This window comes from Pseudomonas sp. LAIL14HWK12:I7 (genome assembly GCF_000483465.1).
Taxonomy (GTDB): Bacteria; Pseudomonadota; Gammaproteobacteria; order Pseudomonadales; family Pseudomonadaceae; genus Aquipseudomonas; species Aquipseudomonas kermanshahensis.
Genome location: NZ_AXYZ01000012.1, coordinates 194,200 through 211,843, shown reverse-complemented (window position 1 = coordinate 211,843; position 17,644 = coordinate 194,200). Strand labels below are relative to the sequence as shown.

The window sequence follows — 17,644 nt, the reverse complement described above, 5'->3', positions numbered from 1 at the left end:
TTTTAAGAAACCCTAAACTTGGCTCAGCAATCTCAAATGACTATGTGATTTCTCGCATGGTCACTTGTGATGCTGATAATCTTTGTGACTATCAGTCCATACTCACAAGCACCCACACGAATTGCTTGATTCAATTTGTTAAAGAGCGTTTGGTTAATAGCTTTTCGTCTCAACCGAGGCGCGCATTCTACGCTTTCCTCATTTGCTGTCAAGCGTTTATTTTGAAGTTTTTCGCGAGAAACTCGTTTAGCTTCAAACACTTGGCTCGCTGCGATCTCTCGTAGCGGGAGGCGAATCATACAGCGTTTAGAAGCGCTGTCAACCACCTTTTCAACCGCTGACGATCTTTCGATCGAAGCCCTTTCAACACTACCTGAATCGATTAACTCGTTGATACTAAAGGAGTTTCTCGTTCCAATCACGCTGGAAGTGGGGCGCATTATAAGGGGATTCGAAACCCCGTCAACCTTTAATTTCACGAAACCTTAATATCGCTAAAAACAAAGCGGGGAGGCCTGTCGGCCTCCCCGCTTCTATATAGCTACACCTACTAACGATCACTCAGCCTTTAGGGTGACCCGGGCAAACGCCTTCTTACCGGCCTGGCAAACGTGAGTGGCGCCCAGTGCAAAAACGAAGTCACGATCGACCACCGCACCATCTACCTTAACAGCACCGCCATTCAGCAGATCCCGCGCCATCGCCGAGTTCTTCACCAGCCCCGCCCGGTTCAGCACGGCAGCGATCGGCAGGTCTTCAGCCGCAGCAACTTCGATTTCTGGCAAGTCTTCTGGCAGCTCGCCTTCTTTCATTCGGTTGCCCGCCGCACGGTGAGCATTGGCAGCAGCCTCTTCACCATGGAAGCGCGCCACGATCTCTTCCGCCAGCTTGATCTTGATGTCGCGCGGGTTCGCGCCATTGGCAACATCAGCACGGAACTGCTCGATCTCTTCCATCGAGCGGAAGCTCAGCAGCTCGAAGTAACGCCACATCAACGTGTCCGGGATCGACACCAGCTTGCTGTACATCACCCCTGGCGCTTCCTGGATGCCCACATAGTTGCCCAGCGACTTGGACATCTTCTTCACGCCGTCCAGCCCTTCGAGCAGCGGCATGGTCACGATGTTCTGCGCTTCCTGGCCATAGGCACGCTGCAGTTCACGCCCCATCAGCAGGTTGAACTTCTGGTCGGTACCGCCCAGTTCCACGTCAGCTTTCAGTGCCACCGAGTCATAGCCCTGCACCAGCGGGTAGAGGAACTCATGGATGGCGATCGGCTGATTGGTGGTGTAACGCTTGTCGAAGTCATCCCGCTCAAGCATGCGCGCAACGGTGTACTGCGATGCCAGGCGAATGAAGTCAGCTGGCGTCAGCGTGTCCATCCAGGTGGAGTTGAACGCAACCTCGGTCTTGGCCGGGTCGAGAATCTTGAACACCTGCTGTTTATAGGTCTCGGCGTTATCCAGTACCTGCTCGCGGGTCAGCGGCGGGCGCGTGGCGCTCTTGCCGCTCGGATCACCGATCATCCCGGTGAAATCACCAATCAGGAAGATGACCTGATGCCCCAGCTCCTGGAACTGGCGCAGCTTGTTGATCAGCACCGTGTGCCCAAGGTGCAGGTCAGGCGCAGTAGGGTCGAAGCCTGCCTTGATGCGCAGAGGTTGGCCGCGCTTGAGCTTCTCCACCAGTTCCGACTCGACCAATACTTCTTCCGCACCGCGCTTGATAAGCGCCAGCTGCTCTTCAACCGACTTCATAGACAGACCCGCAAGGCTCAGATTCAAGGGGAGCCAACCATACAAGATCGGCCATCAAATACAAGTTTCGCAACGGAATGTGACCTGACCGCAGGCTTGCGGCGTCTACGCGCCCTTGCGTGAAAATGGATTTGGTTATATTTTATACAGTTATTTCATCTTCATCATGTCATTCATCTTTTCCATATTCACTTTTCTTCAAAAAGTCACCTTACCTATGACCAACGAACCGCCTAAAGCGCCCCCGCTTTATCCGAAAAGCCATCTGTTGGCCGCCAGCGGCATCGCCGCCCTGCTCAGCCTGGCACTGCTGGTATTTCCCTCCAGCGAAGTCGAAGCCAAGAAAACCACCCTCAACCTCGAACTGGAAAGCCCGGTCGAGCGACTGAAAGAAGAATCCAAGGCCGCGCCGCTGGTGCAGGCTGACGCTGAGCAAAGCTCGCCGTTCGCCCAGATCGAAGAGGCCGATTCGGCCACCGAGAAAGCTGAACAGGAAAAGCCTGCAGCAGCACCGGTAGCCGAGGCCGCCAAGCAGCCCGGCCACCGCGAAGTCACCGTAGCGCGTGGCGACACTCTCTCCACCCTGTTCGCCAAGGTCGGCTTGCCAGCCAGCGCGGTTCATGAGGTGCTGGCCAGCAACAAGCAGGCGAAGCAGTTCAGCCAGCTCAAGCACGGCCAGGTGCTGCAGTTCGAGCTCGACAAGGACGGCCAGCTGACCAACCTGCACAGCAAGGTCAGCAACCTTGAAACCATTCGCCTGACCAAAAACGCCAAGGGCTACACCTTCAACCGCGAAATCAGCAAGCCCGTGGTCCGCACGGCCTATGCCCATGGCGTGATCAAGAGCTCGTTGTCGGCCTCCGCCCAACGCGCCGGCCTTTCCCACAGCATGACCATGGACATGGCTCGCGTCCTTGGCTACGACATCGACTTCGCCCAGGACATCCGCCCGGGCGACGAATTCGACGTGGTGTACGAGCAGAAAGTCATGGATGGCAAGGTGGTGGGCACTGGCAACATCCTCTCTGCGCGCTTCACCAACCGCGGCAAAACCTACACTGCGGTGCGTTACACCAACAAACAAGGCAATACCAGCTACTACACCGCCGATGGCAACAGCCTGCGCAAAGCGTTCATCCGTACCCCGGTGGACTTCGCCCGCATCAGCTCACGCTTCTCCGCTGGCCGCAAACACCCGATTCTGAACAAGATCCGCGCCCACAAAGGCGTCGACTATGCCGCCCCCCGCGGCACACCGATCAAGGCAGCGGGTGATGGTCGTATCGAACTGGCCGGGCGCCGTGGCGGCTACGGCAACACCGTGATCATCCAGCACGGCAACCGCTACAAGACCCTTTACGGCCACATGCAAGGCTTTGCCAAAGGCATCAAGACCGGCGGCTCGGTCAAGCAGGGCCAGATCATCGGCTACATCGGCACCACCGGCCTCTCCACAGGCCCACACCTGCATTACGAGTTCCAGGTCAACGGCGTTCACGTTGACCCGCTGAGCCAGAAAGTGCCGATGTCCGACCCGATCGCCAAGGCCGAACGCCAACGCTTCCTGCAGCAGAGCCAGCCACTGATCGCCCGCATGGATCAGGAAAAGGCCACCATGCTCGCAGCGAACAAGCGCTAAGCCATGGCGCTTTATCTGGGGGTCATGTCCGGTACCAGCTTAGATGGCCTGGACATCGCCCTGATCGAACAGCGCGAGCAGCCTCAACTGCTCGCCACTCACTACATCCCCATGCCTACCGACCTTCGCCAGGACTTGCTGAGCCTTTGCGCCAGCGGCCCTGACGAGATTGCCCGCGCTGCTCTGGCCGAGAACCGCTGGGCCAGCCTGGCAGCCGAAGGCATCGGCCACCTGCTCGCGAGCCAGGGCTTGCAAGCCAACGCTGTCCGCGCCATCGGCAGCCATGGCCAGACAATCCGCCATGAACCCGCCCGCGGCTTCACGGTGCAAATCGGCAACCCGGCACTGCTTGCCGAGCTTACCCAGATCAGCGTGATCGGCGATTTCCGACGCCGCGATGTAGCCGCTGGCGGGCAAGGGGCTCCGCTGGTCCCGGCCTTTCACGAAACGCTGTTCGGCCACCTGGGCAAACGGCTCGCCGTGCTTAATGTCGGCGGCTTCAGCAACCTCAGCCTGATTGCCAACGACACGCCGGTGCATGGTTTCGACTGTGGGCCGGGCAACGTGCTGCTGGACGCCTGGATCGAGCACTCGCGCGGCCTGCATTACGATGCTGACGGCGCCTGGGCGGCGAGTGGCGTGGTGATCGAGGACTTGCTTGCGGCGCTGTTGCGCGACCCGTTCTTTGCAGGCGCCGGCCCCAAGAGCACAGGCCGCGAAGTGTTCAACCTGGCGTGGCTGCACAGCCATCTGAGCCAGCTGCCGCCCTATCGTGCCGAGGATGTGCAGGCGACCCTGCTGGAGCTGACCGCGCGCAGCATCATCGAATCACTGTGCACTGCGCAGCAAGGCACTGAGGCACTGCTGGTGTGCGGTGGCGGGGCCCGCAACGGCACACTGATGCGCCGGCTTGCCCAACTGTTGCCAGGTGCCCAGGTGGACAGCACCGCAGCGCATGGCGTCGACCCGGACTGGGTAGAGGCCATGGCCTTTGCCTGGCTTGCCCATTGCTGCCTGGAAGGCATTCCAGCCAACCGCCCCAGCGTGACAGCAGCCCGTGGGCTGCGCGTGCTTGGCGCCATCTACCCCGCTTAACACCCCGCCAGAATGCAAAACGCCGCGCAAATGCGCGGCGTTTTCGTACAGCCCGTGATCAGATCGAGAACGAAGAACCACAGCCGCAGGTGGTGGCGGCGTTCGGGTTCTTGATGATGAAGCGCGAGCCTTCCAGGCCTTCCTGATAGTCCACTTCGGCACCTGCCAGGTACTGGAAGCTCATCGGGTCGACCACCAACGACACGCCTTCACGCTCGACGATGGTGTCATCTTCGGCCACATCTTCATCGAAGGTGAAACCATACTGGAAGCCCGAGCAGCCACCGCCGGTCACGAACACACGCAACTTCAGACGCTCATTGCCTTCCTCGTTGACCAGGGTCTTCACCTTTTGGGCTGCCCCTTGGGTGAATTCCAGACCGGTAGGGGTGAAGGTTTCGACGCTCATGCTGATTCTCCCGGCGCAGTTGCCGCCATAAAACTCGATGACGCGCATTATCCGCTTCTCCGAGAAAAATGGTCAAGAATTGTGCGGCTTTAGTCGCGCCCACAAAAAGGCCCGCACACGGCGGGCCTCTGTGCCAGCTTACCCTGTTAGGGGAGCAGGCCCGCGTGGGACAGGCCCATACGCTCATCCAGGCCGAACAGGATATTGAGGTTCTGCACCGCCTGGCCCGACGCGCCCTTGACCAGGTTGTCGATCACCGACAGCACCACCACCAGATCACCGCCCTGCGGACGATGGACAGCGATACGGCAGACGTTCGCACCGCGCACGCTGCGGGTTTCCGGGTGGCTGCCAGCTGGCATCACATCGACGAACGGTTCATCCGCATAACGCTTCTCGAACAGCGCCTGCAGATCGACCGACGTATCTGCCACGGTGGCGTACAGGGTGGCGTGGATACCCCGGATCATGGGCGTAAGGTGCGGCACGAAGGTCAGGCCAATATCCTTGCCCGCCGCCAGGCGCAAGCCTTGGCTGATTTCTGGCAGGTGGCGATGGCCCTTGACCGCATAGGCCTTCATGCTCTCGCCAGCCTCACAGAACAGCGAGCCCACTGCAGCGCCACGCCCAGCACCACTGACACCCGACTTGCAGTCGGCAATCAGGCGCGACGGGTCGGCCAGGCCGGCCTCCAGCAGTGGCAAGAAGCCCAGCTGGGTGGCCGTCGGGTAGCAGCCCGGGACCGCAATCAGGCGTGCCTGGCGGATTTTTTCGCGGTTGACTTCAGGCAGGCCATAGACGGCGTCCTTGAGCAGCTCAGGCGCGCCATGAGGCTGGCCGTACCACTTGCCCCACTCGGTAGCATCCTGCAGACGGAAGTCGGCAGACAGGTCGATCACTTTGGTGCCGGCCGCCAGCAGTTCGCCTGCCAGGGCGTGGGCGACACCATGGGGCGTTGCGAAAAACACCACGTCGCACGCCGCCAGGGCCTTGCTGTCCGGCACGCTGAACGCCAGGCCATCATAGTGGCCGCGCAGGTTCGGGTACATGTCAGCTACCGCCACGCCCGCCTCGGAGCGCGAAGTGATGACCGCCACTTCGGCCTGTGGATGCTGCGCCAGCAGACGCAACAGTTCGACGCCGGTGTAACCCGTGCCGCCGACGATACCGACCTTGATCATAACGCTTGCCCCTTATCAACGAGCCCACTGGAAAGCGCACGATAATAGGGGCGCAAGCCGCCTGTAACAACTCTTCGGGTGACCCTTCGGGCGCTTGACCACTACTATCTGACGACCGTGAAAACCTGAAGGAACTCCCTCAATGCTTTACCTATGGATCAAAGCGCTGCATATCGTCAGCGTGGTCTGCTGGTTCGCCGGCCTGTTCTACCTGCCCCGGCTGTTCGTCTACCACGCCCAGAGCCAGGACAGCATCAGCCAGGACCGCTTCGTGACCATGGAGCGCAAGCTGTACCGCGGCATCATGAACCCGGCCATGATCGCCACCTATGTGTTCGGCGCCTGGATGCTCTACCTGACCCCGGGCTGGCTGAGCCAAGGCTGGCTGCACGCCAAGCTCACCCTGGTCATCCTGCTGACCGGCTACCATCACATGTGCGGCGCGCAGCGCAAACGCTTCGCCAGCGGCGCCAATACCCGCAGCCACGTCTACTACCGCTGGTTCAACGAAGTCCCGGTGCTGTTCCTGCTGGGTATCGTAATTCTCGTGGTGGTCAAACCGTTCTGACGGTAACCCCCTACAGGAGCCTTGCCATGTCATTGCCCGCCTCGCTCGAACAACGCCTGCGCCTGCCCGTGGTGGCAGCACCGATGTTCCTGATTTCCAACCCGAGCCTGGTTCTGGCCTGCTGCGCCAGTGGCGTGGTGGGCAGCTTCCCGGCGCTGAACCAGCGCGACAGTGCCGGGTTCAAGGCTTGGCTAGAAGAGATCGAGGCAGGCCTGGCACAGTTGCAAGCACCGGCCCCCTATGCGGTGAACCTGATCGTGCACCCGACCAACCCGCGCTTGCAGGCCGACCTGGCCCTGTGTGTAGCGCACAAGGTGCCGATCATCATCACCAGCCTGGGCGCAGTGAAGGAAGTGGTCGATGCCGTGCACAGCTACGGCGGCCTGGTGTTCCACGATGTCACCACCCGCCGCCATGCCGAGAAAGCCGCCGAGGCCGGCGTCGATGGCTTGATCGCCGTCGCGGCGGGCGCCGGCGGCCATGCCGGTACCTGGAGCCCATTCGCCCTGGTGGCCGAAATCCGGCAGTTCTTCGACAAGACCCTGCTGTTGGCGGGCTGCATCAACCATGGCCATGAAATTCTCGCGGCACAACTGCTCGGTGCGGACCTGGCATACATGGGCACCCGCTTCATTGCCACCGCGCAAAGCCAGGCGCAGGATGCCTACAAGCAGATGCTGCTCGATGCCCATGCCGTCGATATCGTCCACACCCCGGCGGTCTCCGGTGTGCCGGCGAGTTTCCTGCGCCCGAGCCTGGAGCAGGCGGGCTATGACATGAACGCACTCAAGAGTGGCCACGAACTGGGCAAGCTCAAGCCGATCGACGACGAAGCCAAGGCCTGGAAAACCGTATGGTCGGCAGGCCAGGGGGTGGGCGATATCCATGACCTGCCGGACGCCCGCGTGCTGATCGAACGCCTGCAAAGCGAGTACCGGGAAGCCCTGGATCGCTGCCAGGGTATTCGCGCTCAGGCCTTGTAGCAAAAGGCAACACCTTGCCCAGCCAAGCTGTACACTAGGCGCCCTCTTCAGCCCCCAGGAGCCTTTGCATGACCCGTTACGCCATGATCACTGGTGCTTCCAGCGGCCTGGGCCTGGCCCTGGCGGAAGCGCTGGCACGGCGCGGGCGCAATCTGATCCTGGTGGCACGTCAGCGCGAAACGGTGGAGCCGGTGGCCATCGAGCTGACCCAACGCTTCGGTGTCGAGGTGTTGTTCCGCGCCTGTGACCTCAGCCAGCCGCTTCGCCTTTCGGGCTTTGTGCTAGAGCTGGAAGAAGGTGAGCGGCGTATCGACCTGCTAGTCAACTGCGCGGGGCTGCGCACCTACGGGCCATTCCTGGCCCACGAGTGGGCCGACGAGCAGGACCTGCTGGAGGTCAATATCCTGGCCATGAGCCGCCTCTGCCATGCCATCGGCAACCTGATGGCTGTACAGGGTGGCGGGCAGATCCTCAATGTCGCAGGCCTGGCCGGCGTCGCACCGGGCCCCTGGATGGCGGCCTACGCGGCCAGCAAAGCTTATGTGTTGAGTTTCTCCCAAGCATTGCGCGAGGAGCTCAAACGCACCGGCATCAAGGTCTCGGTACTCTGCCCTGGCCCGGTACGCTCTTCGCGCCGGCGCATTCCGCGGCTCGAGGGCAGCACGCGCTGCCTCAGCCCCGAGGAAGTGGCGCTGTACACCGTGCGTGCCCTGGACAAAAACCGCACGCTGATCACCCCCGGCCGACGCAATCGCTGGCTGGCGTTCGCGCCACGCCTGCTACCGCGCTGGTTGGTGCGCAAGCTCGCCGGGGTAATCCATCGCCGCTACTGCCCGGTCGGAATGGAATAGCCACTGGGCGAGCGGCGCCCGGCTGAGTACACTCGGCCCGGACCCTCACCATGGAGCAAGTGCTGTGGACGATTTATTCACCAGGATCATCAACCGGGAAATCCCGGCGAAGATCATTTACGAGGACGACCAGGTTCTGGCGTTCCACGATATCGCCCCCCAGGCGCCCGTGCATTTTCTGGTCATCCCGAAAAAGCACATCCGCACCCTCAACGATTTGACCGAAGAGGATAAAGGCCTGGCCGGCCACATCCTGTTCACTGCTCAGCGCCTGGCCAAGGAACTGGGTTGCGATGACGGCTTCCGCGTGGTCATGAACTGCAACGAGCAAGGTGGGCAGACCGTCTACCACATCCATATGCACGTGCTTGGCCAACGCCAGATGCACTGGCCACCGGGCTGATCCAGGGCAAGCGACCCTTGCGCTATTGCGGTAAACTGTCGGGCACACTCTTGCGGAGGTGCCCGATGGCTACCGAACGTCACTACTCGCCGCTCGACCGCTTGTTGCTGCAGGCCGATACCGCCATGCGCACCTTGCTGCCCTTCAGCGGCCAACCGTCCCGCCCATCCCCGGCCATCGTCCAGCCGGATGCCGACCTGGACGACGCCCAGAGCCGCCACATTGCCGGCCTCATGCGCATCAACCATACCGGCGAGGTCTGCGCCCAGGCGCTGTACCAAGGCCAGGCCCTGACCGCCAAGCTGCCCCAGGTACGCAAAGCCATGGAGCACGCCGCCGAGGAAGAAATCGACCACCTGGCCTGGTGTGAACAGCGCATTCGTCAGCTGAACAGCCACCCGAGCGTGCTCAACCCGTTGTTCTACGGCATGTCGTTCGGTATTGGCGCCCTCGCCGGCCTGGTCAGCGACAAGGTCAGCCTGGGCTTCGTCGCAGCCACCGAGCATCAGGTGTGCAAACACCTGGACGAACACCTGGAGCAAATCCCGCACGAGGACGAAAAGTCCCGCGCAATTCTCGAGCAGATGCGCATCGATGAAGAGCAGCACGCCGAATCTGCCCTCGAAGCGGGCGGCTATCGCTTCCCTGCCCCTGTGCGTTTCGGCATGAGCCTGCTGGCCAAGGTCATGACCAAAAGCACTTACCGCATCTGAAGGCACCCCCATGACGGAACGTTTCAGCGCCAAGGACCTGGCGCGTGCCGTGCAAGCCGGCATCCTCCAGCCGGGCCAAGACCAGGCCCTGCTGCAGTTTCTGCGCCAGCAACCGGCAACACGTGGCAGCTTTCAGCTGGCGCACGTCGCCTTCTATTTCGGCGCCTTGCTCATCATGGCCGCCATGGGCTGGCTGCTGACCGAAGCCTGGATGTCGATCGGCGACTGGGCACTGCTGACCATTGCCACCTTGTACATCGTCCTGCTAACCCTCTTTGCCCTTAATTTGCAACGGCGCGCTCAGCCGATTGCCGCCGGTGTACTGGCGGCGGTCGCGGTCAGCATCGTGCCGCTGGCGGTATTCGCCATCGAGCGCCTGGTGGGATGGTGGCCGATGGATGACAGGCAAACCGCCTATCACCAGTACTACACCTATGTGCAGGGTGGCTGGCTGATGATGGAAGCGGCAACTGTGATTGCCGGGTTGCTCATGCTAAGGCTGATCCCCTTCCCGTTCATCATGATGCCGATTGCCGTGGCGCTGTGGTTCATGTCGATGGACCTCAGCGAATGGTTCTATGGCTCGCCGTTCAGCTGGGAACAACGACGCGAAGTGTCGCTGTGGTTCGGCTTGGGCATGCTGCTGGTGTTTCTGGTGGTGGACGGCCGCACGCGTGAGGACTACGCCCACTGGGGGTATCTGGCTGGGCTTGCGGCGTTCTGGGGCGGGTTGACCCTGGTGGACAGCGGTAGCGAATTGGGCAAGGCCCTCTACTGCCTGATCAATATCGGCCTGATGGGCATCGCCGTGCTGTTACGCAGGCCGGTGTTCATGGTGTTCGGGGCATTGGGCGTGGCGGCTTACCTGGGCTACCTGTCGTACGAGGTATTCGCCGAATCGCTGCTGTTCCCGGTGGTGGTGACGGTGATTGGGCTGGGGGTTATCTGGCTGGGTCTGGTTTACCAGAAGCGGCGGGAGCGGTTGAGCCAGGTATTCAGAAACGGTTTACCGCAATGGTTGCGAATGGCCCTTCCGGCATTACGTGACTGAAGATAGCAGGGGCCGCTTCGCGGCCCATCGCAGGCAAGCCAGCTCCTACGGAGGCTTGCGTTGAACCTGTAGGAGCTGGCTTGCCTGCGATGGGCTGCGAAGCAGCCCCAACAATCCAGCACTTAACCCAGCTCTACAATCTCGTAACCGTGGGTAATCTCGACACCTGCACGCTCCAGCATGATCGAAGCCGAGCAGTACTTCTCAGCCGACAGCTCCACGGCGCGTTTGACCTGGGCCTCTTTCAAGCCACGGCCCTTGACCACGAAGTTCATGTGGATCTTGGTGAACACCTTCGGGTCTTCACTGGCGCGCTCAGCCTCCAGAAACGCCTCGCAGCTTTCCACGGCCTGGCGCGACTTCTTCAAGATGCTCACCACGTCGAAACTGCTGCAGCCACCCAGGCCCAGCAGCAGCATTTCCATCGGGCGCACGCCCAGGTTTCGGCCACCGGCCTCGGGTGGGCCGTCCATCACGACGACATGCCCGCTCCCCGACTCGCCGAGGAACATCGCGTCACCGGCCCACTGGATACGTGCCTTCATCTACCCGGACTCCTAAATTTCGGAAAAGGGTGTCAGCTTAGACCTTGTGTGGCTGTCGGAAAAGCTCGAGACGTGTCGGTTTAGTACCGAAACATTCTGTAGTGTCTGATAAGCTGGCGCCAAATGACTGGCGCGTTCTGCCAGACACTCTTTATAAGAAACCTATGCGTCGTATCGAACAGGATTTCGTGATGGTTGCCTCCGCCCTACCCGCCAAGATCAAGAACATCGATAAACTGCTGGTGCACTGCCAACGCCGCCGCTACACCGCTAAAAGCAACATCATCTGCGCCGGCGACAAGGCCGAAACACTGTCGTTCATCATCAAGGGTTCGGTGACCATCCTGATCGAGGACGACGATGGTCACGAAATGATCATTGCCTACCTCAACAATGGCGATTTCTTTGGCGAGCTTGGCCTTTTCGAGCCCGTAGAAGGCGAGCAGCAGCGCAGCGCCTGGGTCCGCGCCAAGACTGAATGCGAAGTAGCAGAGATCAGTTACGACAAGTTTCGCGAACTCTCCCGCCAGGACCCCGACATCCTCTACGCCCTGGGCGGCCAGATGGCCCAGCGCCTGCGTAACACCACGCGCAAGGTTGGCGACCTGGCCTTCTTCGATGTCACCGGGCGTGTTGCCCGCTGCCTGCTCGAATTGTGCAAGCAACCCGATGCGATGACCCACCCGGACGGTATGCAGATCAAGATCACTCGGCAGGAGATTGGGCGTATCGTCGGTTGTTCGCGGGAGATGGTCGGCCGCGTCCTCAAAGACCTCGAGGAACGCAGCCTGGTGCAGGTCAAGGGCAAGACCATGGTGGTCTACGGTACCCGTTAGTCCTTGGGCAAATCGGCCAGCACCTTGGCATAAGCCTGTGACAGGCGCTCGAACCAGGGCGCTTGGGGCGCCACTTCGTGCAAGGCAATATGCGCATCGGCCCGGCAGCGCTGCTCCAGTTCGCAGCATTCGTTGAAGCGGTTGACTGCCGCGACCATCGATTCACGCTCGTTATCCAGCAGCAACGCGCCATGCACCAACACCACCGGGCGTTTGCCACCCAGCCCCTGGCGCCAGCGTTGGGCCGTGCCGACCAGTTTGCGGCCATTGAGGTTGACGTTATAGCGGCCGTCGCAGAACGCCCCGTCGATCTCGCCCACCGAAGCCACCCCGCCCCACTCGCGTAACACCTCACACAGCGGCAGGCACAGGCGCTCGTAGGCATTTTCGATGCGCCCATGGTCACCTTCAACGCGCGGCGCCACATAGACCAGCGCCACATTGACCGTGGCATGCGACTGCGGCACCGGTTCACCGCCGGTCTCGCGCAACAGCACCGGCCAGCCAGCGATCGCCAGCTCGGCACAGGCAGCTTCGAAGTTGTCCAGGCGGCTCATGCGCCGCGGCATGACCAGGGCATGGTCGGTCGGGCGCCAAAACAGCACACCGCTGTCGCGTTCGCCGCGGCAGACGGCGGCCAGCAGGTCCTGTTCGGCATGCAGGCCTTGTTCAACGGTCAGGGCCAGGGGTTGATCGGTCATTGATCCACCTTTGATGTTGTTATCGATCCCCGCAGGTTCAACACAGCCATAAGGGCGCCGAAGTACCTGTGGGTGCAGGTTTACCCGCGAAAGGGCCATTACAGGCATACAAAAAAGCCGGCAGTCACGCCGGCTTCGTTTCGATCAGTCCAGTGGCTGAACAGTCTTCTTCACCTGCTCCGGGAAGAACAACCGCTGCAATTCCAGCCCAGGCTGATCAGCGCGCATGAACGCCTCACCCACCAGGAACGAGTAAACCTCGTTGATTGCCATCAGCTCTACATCGGCCCGGTTGAGGATACCGCTCTCGGTAATCGCCAGGCGATCACGCGGAATACGCGGCAGCAGGTCAAGGGTGGTTTCCAGGCTGACCTCAAAGGTGTGCAGGTTGCGGTTGTTCACCCCCACCAGCGGTGTATCGAGGGTTTTCAACGCACGCTCCAGCTCATCGCCGTCATGCACTTCGACCAACACATCAAGGCCTACAGCCTTGGCTGTGGCAGCCAGTTCGGCCATCTTCACGTCATCCAGCGCCGAGACGATCAACAGCACGCAGTCAGCGCCCAGTGCACGGGCCTCGACGATCTGGTAGGGGTCGATCATGAAATCCTTGCGGATCACCGGCAGCGACACTGCCGCGCGCGCCTGCTGCAGGTACACATCCGCGCCTTGGAAGTAATCCACATCGGTCAACACCGACAGGCAGGTCGCCCCGCCCTTCTCGTAGCTGACGGCGATTTCCGCTGGCACGAAGTGCTCGCGTATCACGCCCTTGCTCGGCGACGCCTTCTTGATCTCGGCAATGACCGCCGGCTGCTTGCGCTTGGCCTGCTCGATCAGCGCATTGGCAAAACCACGTGGCGCGTCGGCGGCCTTGGCCAGGCGCTCCAGCTCAGCCAGGCTGACCCGGGCACTGCGCTCGGCCACTTCCTCAACTTTGCGGGCGATGATCTTTTCCAGCACGGTCGGTACGCTCATGCTTCGTTCTCCAGCTTGAATACGGCGGTGAAGGCACCCAGCTCCTGCAGCTTTTCCCAGGCAAGGCCGGTGTGCAGCACGTCATGGGCAAGCTCCACGCCCTGTGCCAGGGTCATGGCATGATCCGCGGCGTACAGCGCGGCGCCCGCATTGAGCACGATCATTTCCGCGGCTTTCTGGCCGTTCTCGGTCTTGCGTCGGCCCAGGGCATCACGAATCAGCTCGAAGGAGGCCTGTGGGCCTTCAACCGCCAGGCCATGCAGGCTTTGGCTCTTCATGCCGAGGTCTTCCGGCTCTACCCAATACTCGGTGATCTGGCCATTTTTCAGCTCGGCGACAAACGTCGGCGCCGCCAGGCTGAACTCGTCCAGGCCGTCCTTGGAATGCACCACCAGCACGTGCTTGCTGCCCAACCGCTGCAGCACTTCGGCCAGCGGGCGGCACAGGGCCTGGGTGAACACGCCGACCACCTGGTGCTTCACACCGGCCGGATTCGTAAGCGGGCCCAGCATGTTGAACAGGGTGCGCAGGCCCAACTCACGGCGCGGGCCAGCGGCGTACTTCATTGCCTTGTGATGGCTCTGGGCAAACATGAAGCCGATGCCCAGGCTGTCGATGCAGCGGGCGACCTGCACCGGGGTCAGGTTCAGGTAGATGCCAGCGGCTTCCAGCAGGTCGGCGCTACCGCTCTTGCCCGAGACCGCACGGTTACCGTGCTTGGCCACCGGGCAACCGGCCGCGGCGAGCACAAACGAGGAGGCGGTGGAGACGTTGAAGATGTTGGCGCCATCGCCACCGGTGCCGACGATATCGACCACCCCATCGAGGCTCTTCAGCTCGACCTTGTCGGCCAGCTCACGCATCACCGACACCGCGCCGACGATCTCGTCGATGCTCTCGCTTTTCATGCGCATGCCCATCAGGAAGGCGCCGATCTGCGCCTCACTGCATTGACCGGTCATGATCTGACGCATGACGTCGCTCATTTCTTCGGTGGACAGGTCCAGGTGACCGACGATGCGGCTCAGCGCGCTCTTGATATCCATGTTCGATCCTTAGCGGCGGCCGCCGGTCTGCTTGAGGAAGTTGGCGAACAGCTCGTGGCCCTGCTCGGTGAGGATGGACTCGGGGTGGAACTGCACCCCTTCGATATTCAGGGTCTTGTGGCGCAGGCCCATGATCTCGTCGACCGTACCGTCTGCATGGGCAGTCCAGGCAGTGACCTCCAGGCAATCGGGCAGGGTTTCACGCTTGACCACCAGGGAGTGGTAGCGCGTCACGGTCAGCGGGTTGTTGAGGCCGGCGAACACGCCCAGGTCGCGGTGCAGCACGGGGCTGGTCTTGCCGTGCATCACCTGGCGGGCACGCACGACGTCGCCGCCAAATGCCTGGCCGATGGACTGGTGGCCCAGGCAGACGCCCAGAATCGGCAGTTTGCCAGCAAAGTGCAGGATCGCCTCGATCGACACACCCGCCTCGCTCGGCGTGCAGGGGCCAGGGGAGACAACGATGCGCTCCGGATTGAGGGCTTCGATTTCAGCGATGGTCATTTCGTCATTGCGAATGACCTTGACCTCGGCACCTAGCTCGCCGAGGTATTGGACGACGTTGTAAGTGAATGAGTCGTAGTTGTCGATCATCAGTAACATCGGGCTAAACCTCTTGAATCTACTGACTTCAGAATACGAACCTTCCTACACCGCCCGCAGCATGGCATTGCCACTAAGGGCATTCGGAAACGGATAAGAAGGCAAACAGAAACGGGCCGGGCTGGCCGGCAGGAGATAAAGTCAGGCGCGCCAACGCCAACGGGCGTGGGCCTTGATAACGCGCATCAAGAGTTTGCTGACGATCAACACAGGATAGGTCTCGCTCATACGTCCCGGCACAGTAGCCTACCGGGGCGATGGGCGCAATATGCCTGTAAACACGGGGAAACGAATGGACTTGGGAGACAAGCCCCGCGATTTGCTATGGTCGATCGGGTAGTCCTCATAAAAACAAAGAAAAGGATGTTCTCTGATGCGAAAAGCTCCCTTGTTGCGATTTACCCTCGCCTCTTTGGCCCTGGCCTGCAGCCAGGCATTCGCTGCCCCTTCCCCTTATTCGACCTTGATCGTATTTGGCGACAGCCTGAGTGACGCCGGCCAATTTCCTGACCTGACCGGCGGTACGGCAGGCCAGCGTTTCACCAACCGCGATGCCGACGGTAACTTCGCGCCGGTTTCGCCGATGATTCTTGGCGGTCGGCTGGGCATCGGGGAAGACGAACTCAACCCCTCCACGTCGGTCGGCATCCGGCCTGATGGCAACAACTGGGCAGTGGGCGGCTACACGACACAGCAGATTCTCGATTCGATCACCGAGTCATCGAAAGTGATCGTCCCCCCCAATGGACCGGCGCCAGGCTTTGTCTTCCGTGAACGCCCCGGCTACCTGGCCAATGGCCTACGTGCAGACCCCAACGCGCTCTATTACCTCACCGGTGGCGGTAACGACTTCCTCCAGGGCCTGGTGAACAGCCCCGCCGATGCCGCCGCTGCTGGAGGCCGGCTGGCTGCCAGCGCCCAAGCCCTGCAACAAGGCGGCGCCCGCTACATCATGGTCTGGTTGCTGCCCGACCTGGGCCAAACGCCGAACTTCAGCGGCACCCCGCAACAGAACCCGCTGTCGCTGCTGTCGGGCGTGTTCAACCAGTCACTGCTCAATCAACTCGGGCAGATCGACGCCGAGATCATCCCACTGAACATTCCGGTATTACTGGGTGAGGCCTTGGCCAGCCCGACCCAATTCGGCTTGGCCAGCGGCCAGAACCTGGTCGGCACCTGCTACAGCGGTCAAGGCTGCGTCGAGAACCCGGTCTACGGCATCAACGGCGCCACTCCGGACCCAACCAAACTGCTGTTCAACGACTCGGTACACCCGACCATTGCCGGCCAGCAGTTGATAGCCGACTACGCCTACTCGATCATCTCCGCCCCCTGGGAACTGACCCTGTTGCCGGAAATGGCCCACGCCACCCTGCGCGCCCACCAGGACGAGCTGCGCAACCAGTGGCAAACGCCCTGGCAAGCCGTGGGGCAATGGCAGGCCTTCGTCGCCACCGGCGCGCAGGACCTGGACTTTGACGGCCAGCGCAGCGCGGCCAGCGGCGACGGCCGTGGCTACAACCTGACTCTGGGTGGCAGCTACCGTTTGAACGATGCCTGGCGCCTGGGCCTGGCGGGTGGCGTATACCGGCAGAAACTGGAGGCGGGTGAACAGGACTCGGACTACAAGCTCGACAGCTACCTGGCCACGGCGTTCGCCCAATACCGCCAGGACCACTGGTGGGCCGATGCTGCACTGACGGCCGGGCACTTGGACTACAGCGACCTCAAACGCACCTTCGCCCTGGGCGTAAATGACCGCAGCGAAAAAGGCGATACCGATGGCGAAGCGTGGGCGGTGACGGGTCGGCTGGGTTACAACCTGGCCGCCGAGAGCAGCCCTTGGCAACTGGCGCCGTTCATCAGCGCCGACTATGCCCGGGTCAAGGTCGATGGTTATGACGAGAAGAGCGGGCGCTCGACAGCGCTGGGCTTCGATGACCAGGAACGTACCTCCCGGCGGCTCGGTATTGGGCTGTTAGGCAGTGTGCAGGTGGCAACGGGGACGCGGCTGTTTGCCGAGGTTGCCCAGGAGCACGAGTTCGAGGATGACCAACAGGACGTGACGATGCACCTGACTACGTTGGCCGCGCACGACTTCACCCTGACCGGGTATACGCCGCACAGTGACCTCACCCGGGCCAGCTTGGGCTTGAGCCATGAGCTGATGGCGGGGGTGCATGTGCGAGGGAATTACAACTGGCGCAAGAGTGATGAGTTGACGCAGCAGGGGGTGAGCCTGGCGGTAAGCTTGGACTTCTGAGTGGTTTGGGCGCTGAGGAAGC

At 61.5% G+C, this 17,644-nt stretch carries 18 protein-coding genes; 10 read left to right on the top strand and 8 right to left on the bottom strand.

Annotated features, from left to right (window positions below):
• Positions 1 to 557 precede the first annotated feature (557 nt).
• Positions 558 to 1,757, bottom strand: coding sequence for a tyrosine--tRNA ligase (gene tyrS / locus D886_RS0113390; protein ID WP_027594419.1), 1,200 nt, complete (start codon positions 1,755 to 1,757; stop codon positions 558 to 560).
• Between the two features lie 217 nt (positions 1,758 to 1,974).
• Here tyrS and D886_RS0113385 point away from each other — a divergent pair, with 217 nt between their 5' ends.
• Together D886_RS0113385 and D886_RS0113380 are read left to right on the top strand one after the other, a co-directional pair.
• A complete protein-coding gene (locus tag D886_RS0113385) occupies positions 1,975 to 3,396 on the top strand; it encodes a peptidoglycan DD-metalloendopeptidase family protein (protein ID WP_027594418.1) in 1,422 nt (473 codons plus the stop codon).
• Positions 3,397 to 3,399: 3 nt separating this feature from the next.
• A complete protein-coding gene (locus D886_RS0113380; RefSeq protein ID WP_027594417.1) occupies positions 3,400 to 4,491 on the top strand; it encodes an anhydro-N-acetylmuramic acid kinase in 1,092 nt (363 codons plus the stop codon).
• 58 nt (positions 4,492 to 4,549) lie between these two features.
• On the opposite strand, the gene erpA is transcribed toward D886_RS0113380, so the two are convergent.
• Entirely contained in the window at positions 4,550 to 4,900 is a 351-nt protein-coding gene (gene erpA, locus D886_RS0113375) for an iron-sulfur cluster insertion protein ErpA (RefSeq protein WP_027594416.1), read from the bottom strand.
• A gap of 146 nt (positions 4,901 to 5,046) precedes the next feature.
• Positions 5,047 to 6,081, bottom strand: coding sequence for an N-acetyl-gamma-glutamyl-phosphate reductase (gene argC / locus D886_RS0113370; RefSeq protein WP_008089527.1), 1,035 nt, complete (start codon positions 6,079 to 6,081; stop codon positions 5,047 to 5,049).
• A gap of 142 nt (positions 6,082 to 6,223) precedes the next feature.
• Here argC and hemJ point away from each other — a divergent pair, with 142 nt between their 5' ends.
• The 6 genes from hemJ to D886_RS0113340 all read left to right on the top strand — a co-directional run bounded on the left by hemJ (position 6,224) and on the right by D886_RS0113340 (position 10,650).
• Positions 6,224 to 6,649 carry a protoporphyrinogen oxidase HemJ gene (hemJ, locus tag D886_RS0113365; protein WP_027594415.1) on the top strand — a complete coding sequence of 142 codons (426 nt, stop codon included), beginning with the start codon at positions 6,224 to 6,226 and terminating at the stop codon, positions 6,647 to 6,649.
• A gap of 26 nt (positions 6,650 to 6,675) precedes the next feature.
• A complete protein-coding gene (locus D886_RS0113360) occupies positions 6,676 to 7,632 on the top strand; it encodes a nitronate monooxygenase family protein (protein ID WP_027594414.1) in 957 nt (318 codons plus the stop codon).
• 68 nt (positions 7,633 to 7,700) lie between these two features.
• Positions 7,701 to 8,483, top strand: coding sequence for an SDR family oxidoreductase (locus D886_RS0113355; RefSeq protein WP_027594413.1), 783 nt, complete (start codon positions 7,701 to 7,703; stop codon positions 8,481 to 8,483).
• A 64-nt stretch (positions 8,484 to 8,547) separates the two neighbouring features.
• Entirely contained in the window at positions 8,548 to 8,886 is a 339-nt protein-coding gene (locus tag D886_RS0113350) for a histidine triad nucleotide-binding protein (RefSeq protein ID WP_027594412.1), read from the top strand.
• Positions 8,887 to 8,951: 65 nt separating this feature from the next.
• A complete protein-coding gene (coq7, locus tag D886_RS0113345) occupies positions 8,952 to 9,599 on the top strand; it encodes a 2-polyprenyl-3-methyl-6-methoxy-1,4-benzoquinone monooxygenase (RefSeq protein WP_027594411.1) in 648 nt (215 codons plus the stop codon).
• 10 nt (positions 9,600 to 9,609) lie between these two features.
• On the top strand, positions 9,610 to 10,650 hold the full coding sequence (locus tag D886_RS0113340) for a hypothetical protein (RefSeq protein ID WP_027594410.1): 1,041 nt from the start codon (positions 9,610 to 9,612) through the stop codon (positions 10,648 to 10,650).
• A 122-nt stretch (positions 10,651 to 10,772) separates the two neighbouring features.
• Here D886_RS0113340 and D886_RS0113335 read toward each other — a convergent pair whose 3' ends face one another.
• A complete protein-coding gene (locus D886_RS0113335) occupies positions 10,773 to 11,195 on the bottom strand; it encodes an OsmC family protein (RefSeq protein ID WP_027594409.1) in 423 nt (140 codons plus the stop codon).
• 191 nt (positions 11,196 to 11,386) lie between these two features.
• Between D886_RS0113335 and crp the strand changes: the two genes are divergently transcribed.
• The gene (crp, locus tag D886_RS0113330) at positions 11,387 to 12,031 is read left to right on the top strand and encodes a cAMP-activated global transcriptional regulator CRP (protein WP_027594408.1); all 645 of its coding nucleotides are present in this window, start codon (positions 11,387 to 11,389) and stop codon (positions 12,029 to 12,031) included.
• On the opposite strand, the gene D886_RS0113325 is transcribed toward crp, so the two are convergent.
• From D886_RS0113325 to D886_RS0113310, 4 genes are all read right to left on the bottom strand, one after another.
• The gene (locus D886_RS0113325; protein ID WP_027594407.1) at positions 12,028 to 12,732 is read right to left on the bottom strand and encodes a lipoate--protein ligase family protein; all 705 of its coding nucleotides are present in this window, start codon (positions 12,730 to 12,732) and stop codon (positions 12,028 to 12,030) included. The two genes, crp and D886_RS0113325, sit on opposite strands and share 4 nt — an antisense overlap.
• Positions 12,733 to 12,876: 144 nt before the next feature.
• Positions 12,877 to 13,710, bottom strand: coding sequence for an indole-3-glycerol phosphate synthase TrpC (gene trpC, locus D886_RS0113320; RefSeq protein ID WP_027594406.1), 834 nt, complete (start codon positions 13,708 to 13,710; stop codon positions 12,877 to 12,879).
• Positions 13,707 to 14,756: an anthranilate phosphoribosyltransferase gene (gene trpD, locus D886_RS0113315; RefSeq protein ID WP_027594405.1), complete on the bottom strand. Its 1,050-nt coding sequence runs from the start codon at positions 14,754 to 14,756 to the stop codon at positions 13,707 to 13,709. The genes trpC and trpD overlap by 4 nt, the downstream gene beginning before the upstream one ends.
• 9 nt (positions 14,757 to 14,765) lie before the next feature.
• On the bottom strand, positions 14,766 to 15,359 hold the full coding sequence (locus tag D886_RS0113310; protein ID WP_027594404.1) for an aminodeoxychorismate/anthranilate synthase component II: 594 nt from the start codon (positions 15,357 to 15,359) through the stop codon (positions 14,766 to 14,768).
• A 373-nt stretch (positions 15,360 to 15,732) separates the two neighbouring features.
• On the opposite strand from D886_RS0113310, the gene estP reads away from it, so the two are divergent.
• Entirely contained in the window at positions 15,733 to 17,622 is a 1,890-nt protein-coding gene (estP, locus tag D886_RS0113305) for an esterase EstP (protein WP_027594403.1), read from the top strand.
• Positions 17,623 to 17,644: the final 22 nt, after the last annotated feature.